This window comes from Paenibacillus doosanensis (assembly GCF_025060755.1).
Lineage (GTDB): Bacteria > Bacillota > Bacilli > Paenibacillales > NBRC-103111 > Paenibacillus_S > Paenibacillus_S doosanensis.
Map to the genome: position 1 here is coordinate 39,508 of NZ_JANYUY010000045.1, position 26,153 is coordinate 65,660.

General features: G+C 54.9%; 24 protein-coding genes. 1 reads left to right on the top strand and 23 read right to left on the bottom strand.

The features are described 5' to 3' along the window. Window positions 1–21 precede the first annotated feature (21 nt). From N0M98_RS25310 to efeO, 21 genes are all read right to left on the bottom strand, one after another. Window positions 22–483: a YaiI/YqxD family protein gene (locus tag N0M98_RS25310; protein ID WP_249862502.1), complete on the bottom strand. Its 462-nt coding sequence runs from the start codon at window positions 481–483 to the stop codon at window positions 22–24. A 95-nt stretch (window positions 484–578) separates the two neighbouring features. Continuing rightward, complete coding sequence (locus N0M98_RS25315; protein ID WP_249862501.1) at window positions 579–1,391, bottom strand: pyruvate, water dikinase regulatory protein; 813 nt, start codon at window positions 1,389–1,391, stop codon at window positions 579–581. A 204-nt stretch (window positions 1,392–1,595) separates the two neighbouring features. Then, window positions 1,596–2,342 (bottom strand): DNA repair protein RecO, encoded by a 747-nt coding sequence (recO, locus tag N0M98_RS25320; RefSeq protein ID WP_249866501.1) that lies wholly within the window; start codon window positions 2,340–2,342, stop codon window positions 1,596–1,598. A 34-nt stretch (window positions 2,343–2,376) separates the two neighbouring features. Next, window positions 2,377–2,523, bottom strand: coding sequence for a YqzL family protein (locus N0M98_RS25325; protein ID WP_249862500.1), 147 nt, complete (start codon window positions 2,521–2,523; stop codon window positions 2,377–2,379). Window positions 2,524–2,674: 151 nt separating this feature from the next. After that, window positions 2,675–3,586, bottom strand: coding sequence for a GTPase Era (gene era, locus N0M98_RS25330; RefSeq protein ID WP_249862499.1), 912 nt, complete (start codon window positions 3,584–3,586; stop codon window positions 2,675–2,677). Window positions 3,587–3,647: 61 nt separating this feature from the next. After that, complete coding sequence (cdd, locus tag N0M98_RS25335) at window positions 3,648–4,109, bottom strand: cytidine deaminase (protein WP_510823382.1); 462 nt, start codon at window positions 4,107–4,109, stop codon at window positions 3,648–3,650. 2 nt (window positions 4,110–4,111) lie between these two features. Beyond that, entirely contained in the window at window positions 4,112–4,813 is a 702-nt protein-coding gene (locus N0M98_RS25340) for a diacylglycerol kinase family protein (RefSeq protein ID WP_259619540.1), read from the bottom strand. Next, a complete protein-coding gene (gene ybeY / locus N0M98_RS25345) occupies window positions 4,810–5,376 on the bottom strand; it encodes an rRNA maturation RNase YbeY (protein WP_259619541.1) in 567 nt (188 codons plus the stop codon). Before ybeY ends, N0M98_RS25340 begins: the two co-directional genes overlap by 4 nt. Beyond that, window positions 5,373–7,634 (bottom strand): HD family phosphohydrolase, encoded by a 2,262-nt coding sequence (locus N0M98_RS25350; protein ID WP_259619542.1) that lies wholly within the window; start codon window positions 7,632–7,634, stop codon window positions 5,373–5,375. The genes ybeY and N0M98_RS25350 overlap by 4 nt, the downstream gene beginning before the upstream one ends. A 71-nt stretch (window positions 7,635–7,705) precedes the next feature. Further along, window positions 7,706–8,671: a PhoH family protein gene (locus N0M98_RS25355; RefSeq protein WP_249862494.1), complete on the bottom strand. Its 966-nt coding sequence runs from the start codon at window positions 8,669–8,671 to the stop codon at window positions 7,706–7,708. 28 nt (window positions 8,672–8,699) lie between these two features. Further along, window positions 8,700–9,887 (bottom strand): sporulation protein YqfD, encoded by a 1,188-nt coding sequence (gene yqfD / locus N0M98_RS25360; protein WP_310944481.1) that lies wholly within the window; start codon window positions 9,885–9,887, stop codon window positions 8,700–8,702. An 8-nt stretch (window positions 9,888–9,895) separates the two neighbouring features. Beyond that, window positions 9,896–10,174, bottom strand: a complete 279-nt coding sequence (yqfC, locus tag N0M98_RS25365; protein WP_249862492.1) for a sporulation protein YqfC — start codon at window positions 10,172–10,174, stop codon at window positions 9,896–9,898. A gap of 402 nt (window positions 10,175–10,576) precedes the next feature. Then, window positions 10,577–11,074, bottom strand: a complete 498-nt coding sequence (locus tag N0M98_RS25370) for a YqfB family membrane protein (protein ID WP_259619544.1) — start codon at window positions 11,072–11,074, stop codon at window positions 10,577–10,579. 33 nt (window positions 11,075–11,107) lie between these two features. Further along, the gene (gene floA / locus N0M98_RS25375) at window positions 11,108–12,097 is read right to left on the bottom strand and encodes a flotillin-like protein FloA (RefSeq protein WP_249862490.1); all 990 of its coding nucleotides are present in this window, start codon (window positions 12,095–12,097) and stop codon (window positions 11,108–11,110) included. A 104-nt stretch (window positions 12,098–12,201) separates the two neighbouring features. Continuing rightward, the gene (locus N0M98_RS25380; protein ID WP_259619545.1) at window positions 12,202–13,584 is read right to left on the bottom strand and encodes an NfeD family protein; all 1,383 of its coding nucleotides are present in this window, start codon (window positions 13,582–13,584) and stop codon (window positions 12,202–12,204) included. Window positions 13,585–13,739: 155 nt separating this feature from the next. Continuing rightward, window positions 13,740–14,183: a GatB/YqeY domain-containing protein gene (locus N0M98_RS25385; protein ID WP_259619546.1), complete on the bottom strand. Its 444-nt coding sequence runs from the start codon at window positions 14,181–14,183 to the stop codon at window positions 13,740–13,742. 12 nt (window positions 14,184–14,195) lie between these two features. Continuing rightward, complete coding sequence (gene rpsU / locus N0M98_RS25390) at window positions 14,196–14,369, bottom strand: 30S ribosomal protein S21 (RefSeq protein ID WP_010491812.1); 174 nt, start codon at window positions 14,367–14,369, stop codon at window positions 14,196–14,198. Window positions 14,370–14,477: 108 nt separating this feature from the next. Further along, the gene (locus N0M98_RS25395) at window positions 14,478–14,822 is read right to left on the bottom strand and encodes a histidine triad nucleotide-binding protein (protein WP_249862487.1); all 345 of its coding nucleotides are present in this window, start codon (window positions 14,820–14,822) and stop codon (window positions 14,478–14,480) included. 130 nt (window positions 14,823–14,952) lie between these two features. Next, the gene (locus N0M98_RS25400) at window positions 14,953–16,749 is read right to left on the bottom strand and encodes an FTR1 family iron permease (RefSeq protein WP_249862486.1); all 1,797 of its coding nucleotides are present in this window, start codon (window positions 16,747–16,749) and stop codon (window positions 14,953–14,955) included. A 46-nt stretch (window positions 16,750–16,795) separates the two neighbouring features. Further along, complete coding sequence (efeB, locus tag N0M98_RS25405; protein WP_259619551.1) at window positions 16,796–18,094, bottom strand: iron uptake transporter deferrochelatase/peroxidase subunit; 1,299 nt, start codon at window positions 18,092–18,094, stop codon at window positions 16,796–16,798. Between the two features lie 21 nt (window positions 18,095–18,115). Then, entirely contained in the window at window positions 18,116–19,000 is an 885-nt protein-coding gene (gene efeO, locus N0M98_RS25410) for an iron uptake system protein EfeO (protein WP_259619547.1), read from the bottom strand. A 311-nt stretch (window positions 19,001–19,311) separates the two neighbouring features. On the opposite strand from efeO, the gene N0M98_RS25415 reads away from it, so the two are divergent. Then, window positions 19,312–21,267 carry an FAD-dependent oxidoreductase gene (locus tag N0M98_RS25415; RefSeq protein ID WP_259619548.1) on the top strand — a complete coding sequence of 652 codons (1,956 nt, stop codon included), beginning with the start codon at window positions 19,312–19,314 and terminating at the stop codon, window positions 21,265–21,267. Here N0M98_RS25415 and N0M98_RS25420 read toward each other — a convergent pair. Then, window positions 21,257–23,416: a stalk domain-containing protein gene (locus N0M98_RS25420; RefSeq protein WP_259619549.1), complete on the bottom strand. Its 2,160-nt coding sequence runs from the start codon at window positions 23,414–23,416 to the stop codon at window positions 21,257–21,259. The genes N0M98_RS25415 and N0M98_RS25420 overlap by 11 nt on opposite strands. Before the next feature lie 237 nt (window positions 23,417–23,653). Beyond that, window positions 23,654–26,153 (bottom strand): SbcC/MukB-like Walker B domain-containing protein (locus N0M98_RS25425; RefSeq protein WP_259619550.1); only part of this gene is annotated, 2,500 nt, incomplete at its 5' end.

A 26,153-nucleotide genomic window follows, 5' to 3' on the forward strand; every position in this document is an offset into this window, starting at 1 on the left:
ATTAACACGTAATAATATTCGCTATCTCTGTGAAATCTCCTGCAAGCTTCGCAAAAGTTTTGTCAAAGAATGTTGAAAAAAATGTCGATCCTCGTCGGTAAACGGTTTCGGCCCTTTGGAATGCTTGCCGCCGCGCCTTTGCTTCGCCTGCTCGTGCCTGCGGTCCAGTAAAAAGTCAATCGTCCGGTCGTTGAAATGCTGTCCGCGATTGGATAAAGCGATAGCCTTTTTCCCCAGCGCCAGCGCCGCCAGGCCGAAATCCTGCGTCACCAGAATATCTCCGGGGGCGATCCGGTTCGCTATGTACAAGTCTACCGATTGATCGGAACGGTCGACCTGAACGATCTGCACGCCTTCCATAGGAGCGAGACGGTGATCGAAGGAAGCGACCATCATCACATCGACATGAAATTGCGCAGCGGCTTTGACGATTTCCGACTTAACCGGACAAGCATCGGCATCCACAATAATTTTGAAAGACATAGTCTTTGTCCCACCGAATTCGTTCTAAAGTACCACCGTAATATTATATACGATGAAGAAATAAAAAATCCTGCTTGCATGACGGGAAAAAAGAGCTATCTTCCTTGAAGCAGTTCTAAGATCATGCTCGCCGTTTCTTCGACAGCTTTATTCGATACGTCAATGATACGGCATCCGAGCCGCTTCATGATGCGGTCGGCATATTCAAGCTCCATGTTGATTCTTTCGACATTGGCGTACGTGGCATTCTGCGGCAGGCCGAGCATTTTGAGCCGTTCGGAGCGGATCATGTTCAGCTTCTCCGGATTGATGCGAAGCCCGATAATTTTTTTGTTCGATACGGTGAACAGCTGCTCCGGCGGCTGAATTTCCGGTACGAGCGGTACGTTGGCTACTTTATATTTTTTATGGGCCAAATACATCGACAGCGGAGTCTTGGACGTTCTGGAGACGCCTACAAGCACGATATCCGCTTGCAGAACGCCGTTAAAATCGCGGCCGTCGTCATATTTCACGGCAAATTCGACCGCCTCTACCTTCTTGAAGTAATCTTCGTCCAGCGGATGGATCATCCCCGGCTGATGACGCGACTCCTGCTGCAGCTTTTTCTCCAGCGATCCGATAATCGGGCCTAGCAGATCGATATAGGGCAGTTGATGGCGGAGCGCCTGCTCCACCAGATAATCTCGAAGCTCCGGGATAACGAGAGTGAATACGATAATGCCGTCCCTCTGTTTGGCAGTTTGGATCAATTTGTCGATGCCCGCCCGGTCCTCCAGAAACGGAACGATGCGCATATCCATTATTTGCGGATAGAACTGCACCATGGCCGCGCGAACGACCGCTTCCCCCGTTTCTCCGGCCGAATCGGATGCTACATAAATAATGGGATTCGCTATTCCCGTCATGCTGCACCTACTTTCTTTTGACAAGCTACTAATAATACGTATGTACTAGCCGTTTGTTGCGAAAATCTTTTGCAGAAGACGATAGTGTCTCTTCAAACAAAAAATTCCCGCCGCTTTTAGCCTTGGATGACCTTAAGCCGGACGAGAAGTCGCATTTAATGTTAATATATTATATTATCAAACCGCAATAAAAATGTCAAAGCATTATACGCCGTATTTCTCCATTTGATCGAGAAAATGACGCGATTTTAATTGAAGTCCGATATGAGTATCAAAATAAGTGCGCATTAGCTTCTTTAACGTTTCTTTCGTCTCCGGCTTGACGTCGATTTGCCCTAACCGCCGGATGTCGGTATGGGCGAACAGACGCAAGAGCTTCCAGCCGCCCGGCGACAGCGGCACGGCCCCCGGGTCCTTGGCCCGGCAGCGCTCGCATAATATTCCGCCGAGACTGCTGCTGAAGCGCATCGCTCCTTCGGCCGACCGGCACGATACGCAAGCGTCCAGCTCCGGCTGATAGCCGGCTTGCATCCATATTTTCATTTCGTACATAAACGAAATGATCTGCATATCTTTGTCTTCGTCGATTCCTTGCAGTCCCGCCTTCAGCTGCTCAAATAAAAAAGCGTTAGCCTCTTGATCGGGAAGCATCCGATCGGTCAGCTCCGCCATATAGGAGGCATAGGCCGCCTTATGCAAATCCTCGCGGATGCGGTGATGGGACTCCACAATTTCCGCATGATTCAGCGTTCCGAGCTGGCCCGATTTGAAATACAAATAATCTCCGCAGGTGAACAGCTGGGCTACGGAGGCATAGCGGCTCTTTACTTTTTTGGCGCCTCTGATAATGACGGCTGCCTTGCCCAGCTCCCGGGTAAATAAAGTTACGATCTTGTTGCCTTCCCCGTAATCCATACTGCGGATCACAATTCCTTGAACTCTGTACTGCATCGTCCTCTCTTCTCCCATGCCAAGCAAGTGCAGGCTATTGTATCCCTTCCGTTGTCTCAAGTAGGGGATCTTCTTCCGAATCGGGCTCGGAATGATGTTCATCGTTAGATACTTCTTTGTAAAGCAGGTAGGCGTCCACATCGCCTGTCATTGAAAAATACTTCCACGAAAAATCTCTCATGTGTATCCATCTCCTCTCCTAAGTGCGTGCTGTAGGAAAGCTGCTTGTAAACAAAGGCTTTTAGATGAACAAACCTGTCGACAAGATATAGGATGATACGAAGAAGACGGAAGTATGCCAAGTAATAACTGGATTGAACGCCGTTCTGCCTTTAGTCGTTGCGGAATCCGAGATCGCGGAGCACCCGCTCCTGATTTCGCCAATCTTTTTTCACTTTAACCCACAGCTCCAGGAACGTTTTCGAGCCGAGCAGCGTTTCGATATCGCGCCGCGCCTTCTGGCCGACTTCTTTCAGCAAAGCGCCCTTCTTGCCGATAATAATCCCTTTCTGCGAGTCGCGCTCCACATAAATAACCGCCGAAATATGGACGACGCCGTTCTCTTCGACCTTCATATCCTCGATGGCGACGGCGATCGAATGAGGCACTTCCTCGCGGGTCAAGTGCAATAATTTCTCGCGGATAAGCTCGGCGCAGACGAATTGCTCCGGATGGTCCGTCACTTGATCCGCCGGGTAGTACTGCGGTCCTTCCGGCAAATATTTGACGACCTGCTCCAGCAGCGTATTGACGTTATTGCCTTGAATAGCCGAGATCGGCACGATTTCCGCGAACGGATACAGATCTTTATAAGCGGTAATGACGGGCAGAAGCTCTTCCGGCTGAACCTGATCGATTTTGTTCATGACGAGAATGACCGGCGTTTTTACTTTTTTCAGGTTTTCGATAATAAAGCGGTCTCCACCGCCGAGCCCTTCGACGACGTCGATCAGAAACAAGATCGCATCGACCTCGCCGAGCGTTCCCTCCGCCACCTTCATCATGTAGTTGCCGAGCTTGGACTGAGGCTTATGAATGCCGGGCGTATCGAGGAAAACGATTTGCGAATCGTTTGTCGTATATACCCCGTGAATTTTGTTCCGCGTCGTCTGCGGCTTGTCGGACATAATCGCGATCTTTTGCCCGATGACGTGGTTCATCAAAGTGGATTTGCCCACGTTAGGCCGGCCGATAATGGCGACGAACCCGGATTTGAATGCTTTTTTATTAGCGGTCGATGTCATTTCAGTAAAGTTCCTCCATTTGTCAATCAATTGCAATGATGATCTTTCTTCGGCTCCCCGTTCAGTTCGAGCGTTTCCCGTCCGAGCCAAGGTCATCCTGGGTAAAAGCTCCCGGCAGCAGCGCGGCTACCGTCGTCTCGGTAATGTCTCCGCGGACGTTAGCCATATACACGGGCATATCCGGCGGACACAGCTCGATCAGCACCTGACGGCATACGCCGCAAGGGGTGATCGGCTGCGCGGTATCGCCGATAACCGCGATGGCGCGGAAGGAGCGCGGCGCTTCTCCGTCGGCAATCGCCCGAAACAGCGCGGTTCGCTCGGCGCAATTCGTAGGGCCGTAGGCGGCATTCTCCACGTTGCAGCCCAGATGCACGTTCCCTTTGCTGTCTAGCAGAGCGCTGCCTACCTGAAACTTGGAATACGGCACATAAGCTTTCTTCATAGCCTCTTTGGCCATGGCGACCAACGCATCTCGCTTCATCTCAACCAACCCCGTTTTCGTTTGATGTGCTTGCTGCAGCTCTACATATGAACCAAATAATAGACGAGTACCGACACAAAGCTGCCGATCACGGCTCCCAGCGCCAGCGACGGGAAAGCCCGGCTTCTTTTATCGTATAAAACCATCATAACCAAAAAAGCCAGCAAATACGCCAGAAGCGCTACAAAGGCAACCGTAACGTAACAAGTGATAAAAGTTGCGACGGCAAATGCTATGGCCGAAAGCAAGCTCGGCTGCACACGGTTTCCTTTGCTTGAAAATCGCGTCTCCACAACGGTAACCGTCAAGATGACAAGAATTAGCAAAATCCAGACCATAGCAGCGGAAAAGCTGTGTCCCTCGATTCCCTTCGCCTCGCGGAACAGCGCGTCGATCGGCTCATAGAACACGATCATGCCCACGATAGCGGCAAAAGCCGCAGACACCAGTACGGAGGCTGCGGCCACATCCTTGGCTATTTTAGCCAGCGGATGACGGTCGGGCATGGCAAGATCCACGGCTTTTTCCACTGCGGTATTGATCAGCTCGGTGACGATCATCAGCGTCACGGCGAGCAGAATAAATAAAATCTCCAGCTTGTGCAGATGGAAATACAAGGCCATCAGCAGCACGACGAAAGCGGCGAAAAAATGAAACTTCATATTGCGCTGCGTGGATAAAGCGTACTTCACTCCCTCATACGCGAACCGAAAGCTTCGATGCCACTTCACCTTAGGTCTCAACGAATCAATCCCGCCTTTTGCAATATTTGCTCCTGCTTCGCAAACATCACTTTCTCCTCTTCCTCATCCTGATGATCGTAACCGATCAGATGCAGGAAGCCGTGCACGAACAAAAATCCGAGCTCGCGCTCCACGGAATGGCCGTAGTCCTCGCTTTGCGCGATGGCCCTCGGAACGGAAATGATAATATCCCCGAGCGGCTCCTCGTAAGACTCTTCATCTTCTTCGTCTTCACCAATCTGGGCCGGCTCGCCGTCAAGAGCCCGAACCTGCTCCAGCTCGTCCTCGGACACGAAATCGTCTTCGTCGAACACGATCTCGATCTCGTCCTCGCCCATCTCCTGCATCGCGAACGAAAGCACATCCGTCGGCTTGTCGATGCCGCGGTATTCTTTGTTCAAGCGATGGATTTCCGCGTCGTCGACGAATGTCAGCGCAACTTCGCCGTCCGTAACGTTCTCCGCTTCGCCGGCCAAGCGCAGCAATTGATGCAGCTTGGCGGCCAGCTCATCCGAAATCGCATATTCATTTTGTTCGTTATTCCATTCCAAGCGCAAACTCATTCGTTCTGACTCCTTTTCACCTGCTTGGACGCGTCGTTCTGATTTTGCGCCTGCAGATCGTTCGGATATTCGATTCTGGAGTGAAAAATGCCAAGCAGCGTTTCATTCAAAATTTTGGCAATTTGATCCAGCTCTTTGATCGTAAGATCGCATTCGTTGAACTGACCGTCATCCAGCCGGCTTTTTATAATTTTGCGCACCATCGAATCGATCTGCTCCAGCGTCGGGCTGCGCAGCGACCGCACGGCCGCTTCCACGCAATCGGCGATGCCGACGATCGCGGCCTCCTTGGACTGCGCCTTCGGCCCCGGATAGCGGAAATCCGCTTCCTCCACCGGCTTCGGGTCGTTCTCCGCTTCGGCGATTTTCTTCGCCTTATGATAGAAAAATTGGAGAAGCGTCGTTCCGTGATGCTGCTCGGCAATGTCCCGAATCGGCTTCGGAATGTGATGCTCGCTGAGCATTTCCACTCCGTCCCTGGCATGGGCGACGATGATGGATTTGCTGAGCGCAGGGTCCATCTTGTCATGCGGATTTTCGATGTTCGACTGATTTTCGATAAAATAGTTCGGCCGCTTCGTCTTGCCGATATCGTGATAATAAGCCCCGACCCGGCACAGCAGTCCGTTGGCGCCGATCGACTCGGCCGCCGCCTCCGCCAAATTGCCCACCATAACGCTGTGATGGTAAGTGCCCGGCGTCTCCGTGAGCAGCTTGCGCAGCAGCGGATGATTCGGATTCGACAGCTCCACCAGCTTCAGCGGGGACAAGATGCCGAACGCCGCTTCGAAAAACGGCAGCAAGCCGATAACGAACACCGCGGTCAACAGCCCTCCTCCCACAATGAAGGAGAAGGCGAACAGCACGCTCTTTTTCGTCTCGTGATCCTCGATCAGCATCAGCGACCCTACGAGAGCCATGCCGAGCAGCGCCACGATAACCCCTGCCTTCAATATGGAAGAACGCTGGCTCGCGCGCTGAATCGAAAAAATCGCCGCGAACGAGGTCACAAGGGTAAGCAGTCCGTAACGGAAATCGAATGCCTGCAAATGATCCGTATTGAAGATGACGCTCGCAATGACGCTGAACAACACCGCCGCGATAAACGCCAAATTGGCGTCAAGCAAAATCGTAATCAGCATCGCTCCCATGGCGGTCGGCGCCAGGAAACCGATATACGGATAATCGAGGTTTTGCACGAGCGAGAACAGCTTCATCCCGAGAATATTCAAAAACATAATAAGGACAAGCATCAACAGCTGCACGTTGCTGTGGCTGATCGACAGCGCGCTCTGCTTCACGAACATGAAGATAACGAACGTAAACATGACCACAAGCAAGGCCAGTCCGAGCTTCGGCGCATAGCTTGTTTCATCCTTCAACATTTCCAGCCCGCTAAGACGCTGATATATTTCCTCGGAAATGATGTCGCCCTTTTTGACCAGCACATCGTTTTTATTGATATACACCGGCTTCACGTTGTCGCGGGCATGCCCCTTCGCTTCGTCGGTGCCTTTTTGATCGAAAAATTTGTTCGGCGTAATCGCTTCCCGCACCAGCTCCTGCACCATTTCGCGGGCCGTGCTTTTGGTCAGCGTCGACGTATTTACAAGTTCGGCGACCTTGGCCCTAGCCGTCTGAGCGTCCATAATCTGGTCGTTCATCAGGCGGGTGACGATCTCCTTGGCTACCGGCTCCATCGCGGTCAAGTCTTCCTTGGATACGCGAGGCATCTTGTAATACGTCTCTTCCGGTATGCGGTACTGCTGTTCGGTAATTTTTTGCCGCATTTCCTGCAGCAGCGTATCGTTATATTGTCCGCTGTCCGTGTACAGCTTGATCTGTCTGTTCACATGGTCGTCAATCAGATTCGGAATGACCGTTTTGAAAATATTGACCTTGTCGCCAAGCGTCACTTCCGTATCGGCATTGATTTGCTGCAGCTTCTCGAACATCGCTTCGATGATCAGCTCGTTCTTCAGCGAGACGATCCGGTAGACAGGCTGTACGCGCTGAGCGGCATCCTCTTTGGCCTTTTCGGTGGCGATGGCGTTCTCGATGGCCCGAGGGGCCAAAATATCCTTCTCCGCGACCGAGCCGAGCGTGATGTCGTACGTCTGCGGAATCAGCCTGCCCATCAGCGCCGTATAAAAAAGGACGGTTAGCACTAAAAACAGAAGAAAGCGCACGAGGGCGCTGTATTTCCAGCCTGCAAGCCGGTATTGAAGCTTGCCTTGGATCGAAACCTGGTTTTTCATCTCGAAAGGTCATCCCTTTCACAGCTCTTCCGTGGGCGCCGGAACCTAAGCAGGCACAGGACCGAGGCGAGCTATTTTTCTTTATCCTCATGGTAGGCGACGATAATTTTTTGAACCAATGAGTGTCTGACGACATCCGCTTCGGCAAATTCGATGAATCCGATTTCTTCAATTCGTTTCAAAATGCGGTGCGCTTCCACGAGTCCGGACGACTTGCCGCGCGGCAAATCGATTTGCGTCACATCGCCTGTAATGACCATCTTCGAACCGAAGCCGAGACGGGTCAAAAACATTTTCATTTGCTCCGGGGTCGTGTTCTGCGCTTCGTCCAAAATGATAAAGGAATCGTCCAGCGTCCGGCCGCGCATATAGGCGAGCGGAGCGATCTCGATAAGCCCTCTTTCCAGCGACTTGATGACCTGTTCAGGCCCTAATACATCGTTAAGAGCATCATACAATGGACGTAAGTAAGGGTCAACCTTTTCTTGCAAATCGCCGGGCAAAAAGCCGAGACTCTCTCCCGCCTCCACCGCCGGACGCGTCAGAACGATCCGCTTGACTTGTCCCAGCTTCAAAGCCGCAACGGCGAGCACGACTGCGATATACGTTTTCCCCGTACCGGCCGGACCGATGCCGAAGACGATATCCTTCTGTTTGATCGTGGAAACGTACTGCTTCTGCCCGATCGTCTTCACGCGGATAGGCTTGCCTTTATGCGTGGTGGCGATCTCCCCTTTGAACAAATCCAGCAGCTGGTCCGCCTTCATCTGTTTGGACAGCTCGATCGCATAGTGGATATCCCGTTCGTTCAAAATGTAGTTGTTGCGCACCAGCTCCAGCAGCACCTCGAAGAGCTGCAGCAGCGATTCCGTCTCTCCCGCTCTTCCCTGGATGACGATTTCTTCCTCGCGGGACTGAATTCTGGCGTCGGTCTGCTCCTCGATCAAATGCAGAAACTTGTCCTGCGGGCCGAATAAAGCGAGCCCTTCCGCCGTGTTTTTCAAAGCCACTTTCACAATCCGTACATTGTCAATCAACAGGCCTCTTCTCCTTCAAGCGAACACATTATGATACGATAGGTTGCTCCTCAGTGATAGATTCTTCCACTTCCAAATGTACTTCCATATAAACTTTACCATTCTCCGTCTTTTCATGCAAAATTTTTTCATTGACCACCTTGGCGTCCTTGCCCGCCGCCTCTATAATCGCCTGCTTCGCGTGCTCTACACCCAGTTGTCTCGCTTCCTCCGGAGTGATCTGCTTCTCTCTTACGTTCACTTCCATAACCCGCTCGTTCAGCCAGCCGAAAGGCAGGACGAAGTTTTTCCACTGCAGCGTTTTCCGATCCGCGATCGTTTCGGACTGCTCGAAGCCGGGCTTGCCGTAGCCTGTCAGCTGCAGCGCCCTGCTGCCGATTACCAGATACGATCGATCCTTCGTTTCCCCCGTATACACTTTATAATGCTGCACCAAAGGAACCTCGACCTTGGGCGTATACCATACGAGCCCTTTCACCACGCCGGAGGCGACCACCGTCTGCTGGTTGACTTCGTCGCCCAGAATGCCCGAGATCAGGATGTCCCCTTTTTTCACATACGTATTCGGCCTGACGGCCGGCCGCCCCTTTTCCGCCAAAATATACGTCACCATCGCGTTCTTGGATGCGACCAAATGGCGCGGGCTCAGCAGCGGGGGCTTGTTCGGAATCGTCGCCTCCACCACCTTGATCACGATATGCGTACCGTGAACCTCTACGCCTACCCAAGCCGTGCCGGGTATTTTGCTCTGCAGCAGCTTGGACAGCACGTCCGCATCCTGCAGCCGGTTTTTCCACTGCCATTGGTAAATGCCTTCGCCCTTGGCCGCCTGCAAAATCTGCTGCGTGCTGATCGTCTCGTTGCCCTCGACCCGCACCTGCCAAACGACGGAAGAGAGCAAGTACAGCCCGACGATAAAGCCGACGATACCTACGGCAAACAGCTTGCGCTTCTCCAGTTTGTCCAACAAAAAAGGAACGCCGTGGCGCCGCTTCACATGCACCCGGCAGCCTGTCTCCTTCAACAGCGGACGAAGCCGGAAAAAATCTTTGATCAGTATATGCATTTGGGCATGCGACTCGTCCATTATGCGAATATCCCATGCCGTCATCCGTTTATCCGTCAAGCCGTTCACCAGCTTCTCGATGCGTCCCCCTCTAACTTCCACCAGCACATAACCTCGCAGCGATAAGAGAAAAGATGATTTCAATGACATGCACCTCTTTACGGGATAAATTTAACGTCCTCTATAACCCCTTCTATAAATACCTCTTCCGGTAAAATCGCTCGAATCACCAGCTCTCTTCCCCTTACTTCCAAGCTTCCTTTGGAAAGCGCCAGCTTCATCAGCTCGCCGGAAAAGTGCAGCACGCCGCGGTGATTCTCGATATACAGCTGCATGTTGCCGATCAGCGTCATTCGGGGCAAATCAAGCACCACGTCCTGGGGAAGGTCCAGCAGCTTAGCGGTCAATTGATTGAACTTGCGGGTCAGACTGCGCATACATTTCCCCCTTAAAGTTGGTGTAAGCTTATCAGTTAACTTGCTTTCGCCATGCCGTTCAAAGCACCGCTAACGCAGCACAGGCTATTTACACCATATGCTGGAAGCGGGCGAATTATGAAAGAGCACAGCAATTCCTGTTCATATCCCGAAAGCGGCGGCGTCTCTTGAGAAAAGAACAAATCCCCCAAAAGTGACGTGATACTCTAGAGCTTATTCCTTCCGCATCCAGCCTAAGCTGGATCGGCGTCTAACCATTCCTCTGGGATCGTTCTATGGTTAGACACTACTTTCGGGGGAGCCCCCGGATATCCGCAGGATATGGCTGCGCATCATTTCCTAAACAACAAAAAAAAGCACCGGCCTCCAACCTGTTCAGGTTGAAAGTCGGTGCTTGCGGCATTACTTGCCGTAAGGCTTTTTGGCTCTCGGAGGCCCCAATATTTCGGCCCAGATAACGCCTTGCGCCAGTTGGCTCGCCGAAGGAGCGACAGTCGGTTGCGCCGGCTCCGCCTGTGAAGCCGCGGGCACGCTCTGTAATCGCCTGGGAGCGGCGGAAGAGCTTGCTTTGGAAGTTAGGCCTTCCGCAGACTGGTAACCCCTCCCAGCGCCATTCTGAGGCTGCTGAGAGGATTGGGACGACAAGGCGGCGCCTTGGTCGTTCTGCCTGTTGTTCGCAGCAGACTTCTGCATCGTCTTGGTTACCGTCTGCTTGACCGTGCGTCCCCAGCCGCCCTCTCCGCCTCCGAAGGAAGGCATTCCTTGCTTCGACGCTCCGCCAGGACCCGCCTTAGGCGGGCTGCCGGCAGGCGGCTTCACGGTTCTGGCAATCGTCCTGAGGACGATGTACAGAATAACCACGATATACCAGTTGCTGAGCAGAAATTGTATCAGCTTCATGCTCTCACCCTCCTTGCGATCATGGAGGAAGCGTTACTCCTGATCTTCATGTTTGCCGGTCTCATTCATTTTGCCCAGAGAAGAGCGCATTTGCGTATCGGCATCGATGTTTTTCAGGTTCATATATTCCATGACGCCGAGCTTGCCTCCGCGGAGCGCTTCGGCCATCGCCAAAGGCACTTGCGATTCGGATTCGACCACCTTGGCCTTCATCTCAACGACGCGGGCCTTCATCTCTTGCTCCTGGGCGACGGCCATTGCGCGGCGTTCCTCCGCCTTGGCCTGGGCGATGCGCTTATCCGCTTCCGCCTGCTCGGTTTGCAGATGCGCCCCGATATTTTTGCCGACGTCGACATCCGCAATATCGATCGATAAAATTTCGAAGGCGGTCCCGGCGTCCAAACCTTTGCCGAGCACCGTACGGGAAATCATGTCCGGATTTTCCAAAACGTCTTTGTGCGAACCGGAGGAGCCTACCGTCGTAACGATCCCTTCGCCGACGCGGGCGATAATCGTCTCTTCCCCGGCGCCCCCGACCAAGCGGTCGATATTCGCTCTTACCGTTACTCTAGCAATAACTTTAACCTCAATCCCGTCTTTGGCGACGGCCGAAACCGTAGGCGTTTCGATAACGCGCGGATTGACGCTCATCTGTACGGCCAGCAGGACGTCCCGGCCCGCCAAATCGATGGCTGCCGCGCGTTCGAATTCCAGATGAATGTTCGCGCGATGCGCGGCGATCAGCGCGTTGACGACGCGGTCTACATTACCGCCCGCCAGAAAGTGGCTCTCCAGCTGATTGATCGTAACGTCGATCCCCGCCTTGGTCGCCTTGATCATCGGATTGACGATACGGCTTGGAATAACGCGCCGCAGCCGCATCGCCACCAGCGTAATAATACCGATGCGGACGCCCGAGGCGAGCGCCGAAATCCACAGCATAATCGGCACAAAGCTTAAAAATACGGACAGCGCGATAATAATGATCGCCGCCAGCAAAAGGAAATACACAATTGGATCCATGGGTTGAACCTCCTAAAAGTTTTTTCGCCAGAAAAAACTGGCTTCGTAAGCATTCGCTTTGAGTTTTTTCGCCAGAAAAAACTAGCTTCGTTAGCATCGCGGAGCTAATGCATCGTTCCGCCGGCTTCGCGCACGACAATACGCGCTCCGTCCACTTGGACGATAACCACCTGCTTGCCCACGGCGATAAACTCGCCGGAGGTGACGACGTCGATTCGCTCGTCGCCGATATAAATCGTTCCGGCCGGACGCAGCGGCGTGATCGAAGTTCCCGACTTGCCTACCAAATCGGTGCGAATAGGCACTGAATTATAACCTTTTTCCGACCTGAGCTCCTCCTTCAAAATAAATCGGTTCCAAACGCCTCGGTCCTTGAAGATCCAGATAAAAATCCCCACGACGATGACGGCGAGCACGAACGCGACGCTCAAGTGCAGCGCGGCCTGCTTCGTATTGTAAGCGGCCATGACGACGCTGCTGAACAAACACGCAATGCCGATCAGCCCCAAAATCCCGAAGCTCGAAACGAAAATTTCGATAACCAGCAGCACAACGCCGATAATAAAGAGCGCTATGTCCTCCACCCCCGCGAACCCGACGATATAATGCCCGAAGAAATACAAACCGAAACCAAGAAGACCGATAATGCCGGGCAAACCGAAGCCGGGAACGAACAGTTCGATGGCGATGCCGGCAATGCCCAGAAACAATAGCAGCATCGATACCCACGGCTGCGTCAGAAAGCGCGAAAATTTCTCGGCAAGCGACGGTTCGATGTTGAGCACCGGATGATCGGCAGCTTTAATGAAACCGATAACCTCCTGCATATTCGATGCCGTCGCTTCCGCGTACCCTACCTTTACCGCCTCCTCTGCGGTCAGCGACACCAGTTGGCCCTTCGGCACGGTCCGATTAATCGCCTTCATGTCGACACCGACGTTTTTATCCACCATCGCCTCGGCGATTTGCGGATCGCGCCCCCGAAGCTCCGCCGCGGAGCGCATCTGGCTTGCCCAATGAGCGATAACTTTGACGCTCTCCACTTCATTGCCGCCGGCATCCACAACGGCCGCCGCCCCGATCGTGCTGCCCGGCTCCATCACAATCTGATTGGCGTTCAGCGCAATGTAGCTTCCGGCCGAGACCGCTCGCCCGTGAACATAAGCGACCGTGGGCACCTTGCTCCCTTTAATCAGCTCGCCGATTTCCTCCGCCGAGTCGACTCTGCCTCCGAGCGTGTCGATATCGAGTATGATGCATACCACGCTCGAATCCTCGGCTTCGCGTATCGCCCGCTCCAGAAACTTCTGAAGCCCCGTCTCGATCGTCTGATGGACGGGAATGACGGCTACCGGAGCGGAAACGGGAGGGGCCGGCGGAGCTTGATTGTCTGCGAAAGCCGTTGCATACGGGAGCAGCATAAGCAGACCTAACAGCAGCAGAAAGCAAGACCTTAGCGCCAGCTTTCCGGTTTTGGCTTTGGACATCCGTCTGAGACCTCCTTCAACCATTTTCCAAATCCATAACATACTTACGTAAAGCATAACGGATTCGATTCATTCTTGCAAAAATTTCCTCCGAGAACGCTGCGAAGCCTATAGAAAAAGACACCCCCGAAACGGGAGTGTCCTTACCTTACTAGCTATGATAATAGTTGTTGAACGGCTTGATTGACAAGTTTGCCATCAGCCCGTCCTTTCACCTTAGGCATTAACGCACCCATGACTTTTCCCATATCCGCTTTGGAAGAAGCACCCACTTCTTGGATGGTCTGCTGTACAATGGCTTTTACTTCTTCCTCAGATAACTGTTGCGGCAAGTACTCCATCAGAATTTCAATCTCTGCCTTAACGGTTTCGGCCAAGTCATCACGTCCGGCCTTTTCAAATTCTTGGAGGGAATCTTTGCGCTGTTTGATCTCGCGACTCAGAACATCAAGTACTTCCTGGTCATCTAAGGTTTTACGCTGATCTATCTCAATATTCTTGATAGCTGCACGAACCATACGGATTACGGTGAGTTTAAACTTGTCCTGGCTCTTCATCGCAAGCTTCATATCTTCGTTTAGTTTCTCGCTTAAGCTCATCGATTAAGCCTCCTAGAACTTTCTCTTACGAGCAGCCTCTGACTTCTTCTTACGTTTTACGCTTGGCTTCTCATAATGCTTGCGTTTTTTAACCTCCGCTAGTACGCCATCTTTTGCGATGGAGCGCTTAAAGCGACGAAGTGCAGCATCTATAGTTTCATTTTTGCGAACTCGAGTTTCTGACACCAGTTTTCCCTCCCTCCGAACAGACCGTCCAAGACGAAAAAAAGCAGTTCATCAAACCTCATTATAGGGTATACACAAACTAGGTGTCAACCTAGGGAAAAAGATTCTTTACTTCCCAACGAGCGAACCCAGTTTTTCACCCGCAAGCAGGTGATAATGAATATGATAAACTACTTGTCCCCCGTCCTTGCCGCAGTTGTTGATGAGCCGATATCCGCTATCCGCTACACCTTCCTGTCTGGCAATATGTTGGGCGGCGCGATGAATTTCACCGATCAAGCCCCAGTCGCCGGGCTCAACGTCGTTCATGGTTGCTATGTGTTTCTTCGGAATGATCAAAATATGTACGGGAGCGGCCGGCTGAATATCGTGAAACGCCAGTACGTGCTCATTTTCATACACCTTTTTGGAAGGAATCGATCCCTCAACAATTTTACAAAAAATACAATCCATGACGGGTTTGTCCTCCCAGCTACCTAAACTTTGACGGCTTCTTTTTTACTTATAATACTATACCTAATTTTGAGAAAAAAAGAAACTCCGCGCGAAAGAAAAATACGAAGTTTCTTTTCTCGTTTTGAATTCAGACAAGATTCGACTTCAAGCGATCCGTATCCGACTTTTTTCTGCGCTCATAACGCAGCACTTGGAAAATAATAAACGCCGCGACGACAAGCTGCGGAACGAACGTCTCCCAAGTCGGGTACACGCCGAGCCAGCCCCAGGACGGAATGAATCCCGGAACATGCGAGGAGAGCTTGCCCGCAACCTGGAGCGAATGGACGCTTTCGCCGAGAAACTTGATCACCAGATAATAGATCAGCGCCGTAGCTCCGAGGAAGAACACCCGGATCGGCAGCCGGATGCTGCCTTTGACGATGACAAACCCGATCACCGCCAGCAAGAGCAGCGCGGCGCCGATCCCCGCAGCCAGCTGCCCGCCTTCGATGGCAGGAGCCATGCCGATATAAAAGATCGTCGTCTCCGCCCCTTCCCGCAAAATGGCCAGGCAGGCCACGACAAACAGCGACCATAAATTGCCGGTCATCAGCGCGACGCCGACCTGCTTCTCGATATATTTGTTCCATGCGCTGATCTGCGATTTTTTGTGCAGCCAGGCGCCCACCGTCAGCATCAGCACGACGGAGACAAGCCCCGTTACGCCTTCCAGCATTTCGCGTGTGCTGCCCGCGGCTACGTTGGCGATCATATAGTTGAGCAGAAGCGCGAGAGCGCCGCTAAGCAGAAGTCCCGTAAGCGCGCCGAACCAGACCCAGCCCTGCTTGGCGGCGTTGCCCGTGCGATGCAAGAAAGCGACGAGAGCGGCAAGTACGAGCAATGCTTCCATGCCTTCCCGCAGCAAAATCAGCCCGGCGTCCCAGGCGGTATAGCTCGTTTGCGAAGCGAAAGGCTCAAGCTCCGTCTGCATCGAATTGACGATTGCGGCCGCTTCCTCCGTACGAGGCGGGGTCGAGAGCAGCCGGCTCAAGGCCTCCGTCATTTCGTTCTCTACGTTCGTATACACGTCCGGAGCGCGGGTACTGACCGCTCCTTCGACGGACGGCCACAAGGCGATGAAGCTCTGCAGCTGCTGAACCGCTTCGGCCGTATGGCCCGAGCTTAAGCTGCCGTCCGCTTGGCGCAGAAGCGCCAGCGCGTCTCCGATCGTCTGCCCGCCGGCAGCGGAAGCCTGCTCCTGCAAGGTTCCGTTCGCATAATCCTCTATCGTCTTGATCAGCGTCGTAACGCCGTCGGCCGCCGAATCGGCTTTCGGCGGATCGGCCTGCACGGAGACTCGGGCCATCGCCGAGAGCGTCTCGATCTGTCCGTAGACTTGTGTATTATCCGCACGGATCGCGTTTTCTTTCCTTCCCCATTCCTTGACAAACTGCTTGAACGCGGTTTGCGCCTTGCTCCAATTGTTCTGCCGGATCGCATCCAGACATTGCTGAAGAACAGGCAGCAGCGACCGGGCGGCCTGCTTGCCGTCCTCCTTCTCCGCACCCTGTTCCTGCTCCGACACATAACTGCCCGCCGCCTTAGCCAGCCTGGAGACCGCCTGGTAGGCTTCATCCGGCTGCTGCTGCGCATTGCCGAGCGCCTTCTTCGCTTCGGCGGCCGCCGCGCTCACCTGATCGGCAAGCGCCGACGATGGAGCCTTCAGCAGGCTCCATTGGGCTTCGAACTGCTCCAGCTCTTTGGACGCTTCGTCCCAATGACGGTCGCCGGCTTCCACCAAAGCCCCTCCCACGATTGGCAGCAGCTTCTCCAGCTCGGAATTTTCGGCCGCGGCCCGGACTGACGGAGCGAGCAGGGCAAGAAGCAGCAGTATGACGCCGACCGCCGCGACGAAGCGCGGCCGTTGTGTTTTACTTATCATGGCGCTTCCACCCTTTGTCGCACATAGTTTTCTCTCTCACAGTATCTCACAGTAATCCTTCTCCCAGATAGCCGCCCTGCCGCACTCCGGGAAAACAGGCGAATGCCGCGCTTCCCATATGAAAAATATATTCGTTCAAGGCGTCGTTTTTGGCTAAGCGCTGCTGAACAGGAATGAACTGCTTGCGCGGATCGCGATTATAGCAAATAAAAAACAAGCCTGCATCCAGCTGGCCGGTTTGCAGATCGATGCCGTTCGAATAAGAATAAGAGCGGCGCAATATTTTCTCCTGCCCTTCGCCGTGCGCCAGACGAATATGGGCGTTGGCCGGAATAAGCGGGTTGCCGTCGGGTCCCTGCGCATCGAGCCTCATCGGGTCGAACTCGTTCTGTTCCCCCAAAGGCGCTCCGCTCTTTCTGTACCGCCCGAAGGTCGATTCCTGATCCTTCAGCGTCGAGCGGTCCCATACTTCAATACGCATCCGAATGCGCCGGACCGCCATATAAGTTCCATTCCGCATCCAATCCGGCCCGTCGGACGGCTGCACCCAGATAAGATCGTTCATGAGCTTGGCGTCATTCGTATCCGGATTGCCGGTGCCGTCCTTGAAGCCGAGCAGGTTGCGCGGCGTCTCGCCGCTGTTGGAGGCGGTCGCCGTCCGCTGGAACCCTTCCTGCGTCCATTTGAGCACCGCCGTGCCGCGGGCGATCCGAGCCAAATTGCGCACCGCGTGAAAGGCCACCTGCATATCGTCGGCGCATACTTGCACTCCGATATCTCCGCCGCACCATTCCGGGCGCAGCTTCTCGCCCGCAAACCGCGGGAAATCGACGAACGCTTCCGGCCGCTTAGCGGACAGCCCGAATCGCTCGTCGAATAAAGTAGGTCCCGCGCCGAACGTAATCGTCAATTGGTTCGGATTCAGCCCTGCCGCTTCCCCCGTATCCTCCGGAGGAAGATTCGGTTTGTCGTTGTCCGGGCCGACCATCCGGCCTTCGGCCATATTGGCGGATGCTTCGGTCCAAACGCGAAAAAGCTTCGATACTTCCTCGACGCGAGTCGTCGTTAGATCAAAAGCGGCGAAGCAGATAAAATTTTGCGGCGGCGTCAATATGCCCGCCTGATTCGTTCCGTAGAACGGGATGCTTACATTGCTCAGATCGGCCGGAACTGCGGCGCTCTTCGCGGTTTTGCCGGTTACGGCCAGCATGCCTCCGACTCCGGCGGAGCCGAGCAGAAGGCCTAGGCCTCCCGCTCCCGCAAGCTTGAGCATATCGCGTCTGCTAATGGCGCGTCCGGCCCCGGAATCGCCCGTATTCGTCTCGTCGTTTCCGCCTTGTTTCATTCGAATATCGTCGGCCATCGTTTACGCCCCCAGCAATTTACCCATATTGGACAACGGTTCGGCCAAAGCATCGATTTGTTGGCTTAATTTTTTCGTTTGTTCGGGTTTAAGCTCCGTATAGAGCACGTAGCCGCTGCCTTTTTTGTATGGAGCCAGCCCGTCATTCAGTTCTTTGAAGCGGGTTTCGATCGTTTGCGTCAAAGCGGGGTCTTTCTTCTGAAGCTCCGGCTTCAAAATATCGAAGATTTTGGCGGCGCCTTCGACGTTAGCTGCAAAGTCGTACAAATCGGTATGCGAATACCGCTCTTCCTCGCCGGTGACTTTGGAGGAGGAAACCTCGTTGAGCAGTTCTACCGCTCCGGTAACGAGCATATTGACGTCGATGTCCACCGTCTCCACTTTGGCGCGCAGCAGCTTGCTGTTGGCCAGCAGCTCGTCGGCGATCGCTTCCTGCCCCTTCGTCGTCTTATCCTGCCAGAGCGATTTCTCGAGCCGGTGGAAGCCTTTCAAATCCTTCGGATCGATATCGTCTTCGCGCCCGTCGATATCCGGGTCGAGATCGCCCAGCGCTTCGGCAATCGGTTCGATCCGTTCGTAATACATCCGTGCCGGAGCGTACAGCTCCCGGCTTTTATTAAGATCTCCCGCCTTTACCGCGGCGACGAAATCGCCGGTTTGCTTAACGAATAAATCGCATTGCTCGATGACGAACTTACGATAATCTTCCGTCGCCTTTTTAAACGAATCGTCCGAAGCGGCTGCAGCCGGCTTCGCCGCATCTTCCTTCACGGCCGGCGACGGCGACGGGGCGGTCGCCGATTGAACGTTGGCCTTGTTATCGCCGCAGCCTGAAAAAATAAGGGAAGAGCCGAGCACTAGCGCAGAAACAAAATAGCGGGTTTTCATAAATACATTTGCATCTCCTTCGGATATTTAACTAGTAATGATAATTATTCTCAAGATAAATTAGCATAATTGAGAATTATTTTCAATCGTTTTTTTCACACACATAATGCAAAGGCTTTCCTGCGCAAAATACATAATCCGGCAGTACGGGCAACGATCTCAGGCTTATCGCAGCAAGAACGGTAAAGCCCGAAAAAAGAAACGGTTTTCCAATGCGGCTTCGGCGCCGAATTTAAACCGACTGCACTTCTAGACTGTCAGTCTAATATTATGTATAATAGGAGCCGAAACGAGTTGTGAGGTGAGTCGGGATGAGCCGATTAATGCGGGCCGCAACGAGAAAAAAACGGGAGTTCATGATCGAGGTCGCTCTGCGGTTGTTTATTGAGCGCGGATATGAACAAGTGTCCGTTGACGACATCATCGCCGCTACGAATACGTCAAAAGGTACCTTTTACCATTATTTCGCAGGAAAAGACGAAATATTACGGGAAATTTTCCGCAAGCAAATGGACACGATCAACGATTGGGCGGTCAGAACCCCGTCTCAGGTTCAATCCTTGGAGGGACATGTCAACAAGCTGTTTTTAGACCTGACGTCCAATATTGAGTCATACCCGCGGCTGGTACGCAGTTTGATCGCTCTTTCCATGCAGAACGAGGCGGTGAAAAGCATTGAGGAAGAACAATACCGGCTATTGTTCGACCGGCTGCTTCGCTGGCTTCCCGATGCGAATAAGGTCAATCTGCTCATCGCCGCTTATAGAGGAACACTATGGATGTGGTGCTCGCAAGAGCAGACAGATTTGCACGGAATGATGCGCAGCAACCTGGCATGGGTTTGGTCAGGTCTACGTTCGGAACAACAGGAACTATCCATCTCGGTAGAAACGGGGCAAGCCGCAGTTCATCCATTATGGCTTGCGCACAGCGCTAAGGAGGAAAAGAAAATGAAAGTCGCAATTATTGGAGGCGGATTGGCCGGTTTGACGGCAGCCGCTTATTTGTCGGAGCAGTACGGCGTGGAAGGAATTTTGTTTGAACGCAGCCCGCAGTTGGGCGGCCGGGCTTTTACGTACGAAAAAGCCGGGTTTACGCTGAATTACGGAGCCCATGCCATCTACGGCATCGACCGCCACGAAATATCGGCGATGGAGCGCGAGCTCGGGTTATCGTTCAGCTCCAAACAGGTGGATAAACGCAAGGTCATGTATGCCAAACACGATCAATTGACCCCGGCTCCGCTCGATTTCGTCAATCTGATGAAAACCGAGCTGCTCACCTCAAGACAAAAAGTCCGCTTCGTCGGCGAGATCGCCGCGATTATCGCCCATATTCATAATGTGAAAAATTACGAAACGCTCGGCGATTACTTGGCTCAATCCGACGCGGACGAAGACGTGAAAGAGCTGTGGGAGCATCTGGTCTGCTCCAACTTCTTCATCACTCCGGAGGAAGCGCGCAAAGTGCCGGGTCCGGTCATCAGCGAATATTATCATAATCTGTTTCTCTCCAACCGTCCGGTTAACTATATCCTCGGCAGTTGGGCCGTCATTACAAACCAGCTTCGTCAAAAAATCGAAATTTCCGGACGCTGGGAGCTTGCTCTGCAGGAAGGCGTGGAAGCGATTCGCTACGAGGACCGGAAGTTTTATTTGAAAACGAAAACCCGCGAAGAAGGCTTTGACCGCGTTATTTTTGCCATGCCGGTGCAGCAAATTTGCAAGCTGATGAAGGGGACTCCTTGGGAGCCGTTCCTCGCTCCGTTCGAAGGAAGCACACCGACGGAGGTCATGGTCTACGATATCGGTTTGAAGCGGGTCGTGGCCCGTCCGTTCTCTTACATTAGCGATATGGATAACAAACTGTTTATCAGCGACGTGTCCGCGACGGATCATACGCTCGTTCCCGACGGAGGGCAGCTGCTGCAAGGCATCGCCTACCTCAGCGACCGGTTTGCCGACGAGGAGGAGCGCAAAGCGTATTTGGACAGCAAAACGAAGCAAATGGAAGCTTTGTTCGATCACTACTATCCCGGCTGGCGCGACGAAACGGCTGTAAAAAGGGTATCGAAAAAAGCGATGGTCTCCAGCGTCAAAAATATCGCTACTAACCAGCTGCTGCCTACGCGTCTGGATCATGTTCCGTTTTTCTTCTGCGGCGACGGCTGTGAAGGAAAGGGCGAGCTGGCGGAAAGGGCGTTCTCCAGCGCACGCCAAGCGGCGAAAGCGATTATCGAGGAATTGAAAGTGCCTGCTAGAGTGTAAATCCGAAGAAGTTCATAATATAAGCGACAGCGGCTTGAAGCCACTCATGAATATGCCGCAACAAGCCTGCGGCCGCTTGAACAAGCCAACCCGATTCTGACGAATCGGGTTGTTTATCGTGGTGAGATGCGGACGGCGGGGCCGCGGAGGAAATCGGGGCGCTGCCGCTGCTTGTAGCGGCAGCCTTTCCGCCGGAGCTTTGGATCGTAACGGTTCGGGTCGTACCGTCCCACTGTACGGCGCCCCCGAACGCTTCGCCTACAAAGCGGGCCGGAGCCATCGTGAAGCCGTCAATCAGCTGAGCCGGCACCTCCAGCTCTACGGGCTGGCCGTTTCGGATTGCCTGACGGTCTCCGATTTTGATGGAAACGGTCGTCTCCCCTTTGCGCCCCGTGGCGGTCTGCGTGGCCGCATCCCAGGTGACGGAAGCTCCCATCGCTTCGAAGATGGCCCGCAGCGGCGTCAAGGTGCTGCCGTCGCGGACAACCGGAGGCCGCTCATAAGATTGCAGCTTCCCGTTCAGCATGACGGACACCTGCGACGAGAACGGCAGCGACTTGGACGCCGCCTTCTCCCCGCTGCGGTTGTAAACCGTCAGCTCCAGTCTGGAGCCCTCGGGCACTTGCCCGGCATTTATATCGATGCCGAACGGAGGTTCCGTCTGCGAAGCGATCTGCTGCCCGTTGACGGCATAATCGATGCGTCCGATGTAAATATCCGGTATTTTTACCCATGGCGTAATCCGTGTTTTTCCCTGAAACGTATTGCCGCCTGTGCCAAGCTGAACATGGCCGACGCCGTCCGCCGGCTTAGCCCCCTGCTCGACCTTCGTCAAATAAAACGGCGCGGAGATCATCTTGCTGTACAGCTGCTTCATGGCCTCGTTGGCGCCAAGCAAATAATTGTTCCGCGATTCCCGGTCCTTCAAATCGACGTTAAAATAGGTAATCGACTTGAGGCGCGGATACTTGAGCGGCATAATCTCATACAGACGGTGCAAATTGAGCAGTCCGTAGTCGGTGAACGATTCGCCGGGAATATACGCATAATGCGATACGGCCGTTTCGCTGATCATCAGCGGCTTGCGGTCGGAGTACGTCTTGTACAGGTAGTCCAGCCGTTCGATTGGACTTGTGGCTTGCATGTTCGCCTGCTGCGGATCGCCGTTCTCATACGGCTCGGTGTACATGCTCACGCCGACCCAGTCTACATAATCGTCGCCCGGATAATAGACGTCCATGGAATAAGCCGGCACATCGCCCGGGCTCCATACCATGGCGACATTAGGCGCTTCCGCGGCCATCACGTCGTGAACGAGCCGGAATTTCTCGATGTATTTCTGCGGATCTCCGTGCCATACGACCCAATCTCCGTTCATTTCGCTCGCGTACCGGAGAAAGATCGGAATTCCGGAAGCCTTGGCCGCTTTCGCCCACTGCCGTAAGTAGTCGTTATCCTGCACCGAGTCGAGGCCCGCGCTCGGCTCCCAAGCGATCTGCAGCGCAGCGCCCGCTTCCTTCGCCCTGGCCGCATACTGTGCCGGAAACGGCTTGCCGACCTGCGAATAGGCCAAATATAAGGCATGCTTCTTGCCGTAGATCGATTCCGATTTGGTGAAATGGTTTTGCATCTGCGGGTCCTGCTCGGAATACATGCCGATATACATCCCGTATTCAGGCTCGAATTTGGCCAGCTTGCCGTCAGCCGGAGCGCCCTGGCGCTTCAAAGCTTCCTCATCCGCCGTCGTCATATAAACGTCCAGGACGGTGCGTATTTGTTCGGCCCGCTGCAAATCGACGGCGCCCCAATCTTTGCCGAACAGCCGCCAATATTTATCCTCCAGTTCATAATAATGAACGGCTTGCTCGTAATCGCGAACGCTGTCGAAATATTCGTCCAGCTTGCCGCAAAATAAAGCCGCGCTCTGCCAGTCTTCGATCGAAGCGTAATGCTCGACCAGAAACTCCCAATGAGGCACGGCCTCCGCGGGGTTGCCGCGCTGAACCGCGGCGTCGGCGGCCTGCCACCGGTCCCAAATGGGATCAGCCTGTACGGTCCCTGCTCCGAGCCATAAACCGGCGGCCACGGCGGCTGCGGTCAAAGCCTTCAAGCCGCGGGCCGCAAACCGATGAAATCGAGTAATCATCATGCTGTCTCCTCTCTTGCCTGCGGAAGGAGCAGGCATTGCCGGCTTGCGCCGTCCTTCCTTGTTTCGCCTTATGCGCGCCTTCTCCTGCCCAGCGGTTTATGGGCGGAAAAGCCGCGAGAGAGGCGGAATGCCGCTGCAGGCCGAACATGCGGCAGGCGCAGCAAGCATCCGTCTAACAGGCGGCAGAGCGCTTCTACGCGGCACAAGGCCTAGGCGGACTCATCCGCATCGTCTACTCTACAGCGTCTCCAGGAAGACGCTGCTGCCCTTGCCGCCGGGCTCCGCCGGCTGTACGACCAAACGTCGCGGCAGCCGGGCGCGCAGCTCCGGAACGTGGCTGATGACTCCGACGGTCAGCTTGTCCATATGCAGCTTCTCCAGCGCAACGATCACCGTCTCGAGCAAATCCTGGTCCAACGTACCGAAGCCTTCGTCCAGAAAGAAAAATTCGAGCGGATACTGTCCTTTGAGCTGAATTTGCGCCGACAAAGCCAATGCCAGCGACAACGATGTAAGGAAGGTTTCTCCCCCGGAAAGAGTGGAGACCGGTCTTCTGACGCCGCCGTTGGCATCGTCGCGGATAATAAATCCTCCCGACGAGTCCACCTCTATCGCATATTTTTGGCGTGTCAGCTGCCCGAGCCGTTCGGAAGCGGCGCGGCTGACCTGCATCAGCTGCTCTTCCGCCAAAAACTCGACGAAGGCGTTGCCCCGCAGCACCGATTGCAGCTTGCCGAGCAGCTCAAGCTCGCTTTGTCTCGCCGCCCGCTTGCTCTCCAACTCGTTCCAGCGCTCATGCTTCGCCTTCAGCGACTCGAGATCGCGTTCCGCCTTCGCCCTCGCCTGCAGAGCGGCTTCGTCCTGCCGTTTGCGTCCGGCCAGCTCCTCTTCAAGGAGGTTCCACTGCTCGTCCGTAATGCTCCGGCCGTCCAGCTCCTCCGTCAGCTGGCGCCGCCGCGCCTCCAGCTGATGCTCCTGCTTGCCGTAATCCTCAACCTCCGAGGCCCATTTCCGCTTCACCTCGTCGCCCAGCAGCGCGGCCTGTACCTGCTCCACGGACGCAAAGCCGTGCGCTTCGGCCTGACGGCTCCACTCTTCTTCGGCATATGCGGCCTGCTCGGTTGCAGTCTGAACCGATTGAGCCGCAGCCGCATAAACTTGCCCCGTCCGCTGCCCGGAGGCCTGCGCCTCTTCGAAACTGCGCTTCGTTTGTTCATGCGCCGCGCGCAGCCGCTCCAGTTGTCCCGCAGCAGCAGTTAGCTGCTGCCCGACGTCTTCGCCGCCGGCCCATTCACGCAGTTTCGCCGATTTTTCGTCGACCTGCTGGGTCATGTTTTTCAGTTCCGTCCGCAGCTGCACCGCCTGCCGGTCGAAGCCGCTTAACTGCTCCTGAATTTGTCCGATCAGAGCCAGCTTCTCCTCGATAAAGCCGACGCTCTTCTCCAGCCGCTGCCGCACATCCTCCGCTTTGGCCAGCTGCAGCTTGAGCTGACCGGCCGCCGTCTCTACCTCGGCGTAAGCGATGCCGGCAAACTTGCGGTTCCACTGCTCCGTCAGCTCGGAGACCGTTTCCTGGAGGCCCGCCGTTTTGCGCTCTACCCCTGCCAGTAATGTATGTAAAGCTTGCTGCCGCGATTGCTGTTCGCCTGCAATGCGGTCGATGTCCGCACGCAGCCGAAGCAGTTCCTGCAGCTTCCGCTGCATGCTTTGATAATCCGTATTCATCGCCCTGATGCGGCTGTGAGCCTGATCGATCGCGGCGGCAACGCTCTCTTCGGATACTTCGGAAGCCTCAAACGATCGAAGCTCAAGCTCGTCCGCGCCGCCCATCACCTCCGGCCCCGCTTCCGGCGCCTCATCCCAAGAGAGAATCGCGGCGGCGGCCTCTGCCAGCCATTCGCGGGACTGCAGCTGCGAAGCAAGCGGCTTCCACTGCTGCACGATGCCGCTCAAGCCAAGCAGCAGCTGGCTTACCGCTAGCTGTCGCTGCCTTGCTTCGGCCTGCAGCCGTTCCAGCTCGGCCACAGATGCAGCCGATGCATCCCCCGCTGCCGCTTCATGCAGCGCCAAAGTCCCGGGATGATGCTCCGAACCGCACACGGGGCACGGGTCGCCAGGTACAAGCTGCGCCGTCAGAGCGGCGGCCATCGCCTGCAGCTCAGCCTCGCGCCCCTTCGCTTTGCGCTCGGCCAGCAACAGCGGAATCGCGTTCTCCGCGCGCCTCAGCTGCCGCTCCTGTTCCTTGGCCGCTGCGTACGCGGCGGACACTTCCTGCAGCCACCCGGCGAGCTGCATCCCCCATTGCCGCTCCCGCTCGCCTGCGGCGCCCTGCTCTTCGCGCAGCTGCGCAAGCTCGCGCTCATGCTTCGCCAGCTCCGCCCGCTGCTCGTCCAGCTGACGTCGCCACTGCTCCAGAGCGCGCTTCTCCTGGAGCGCTTCGGCAAGCCGCTCCCGCTCCGCGTCGGGCACTTCCGCCTGCTTCAGCTCGGCCTTCAGCTCCGCCTGGCGCTTCACGGCCTTATCGCGCAGCTCCTGCTCGCGCTTCAGCTGCTCCTGCGCCGCGGCGAGCGAAGCCGCCGCCTGGGCCTCCCGCGCGCTCAGCGCGCCAAGCGCCTCGCGCTGCCGCGCCAGCTCGGCAGCCAGCGCCTGCGCCTGCTGCAGCTTGTCGAGGCGCAGCAGCAGCGGCGCCTCCTGCGCGGCCAGCGCCTCGCGGGCGGCGGCATGCGCGGCTTCCGCC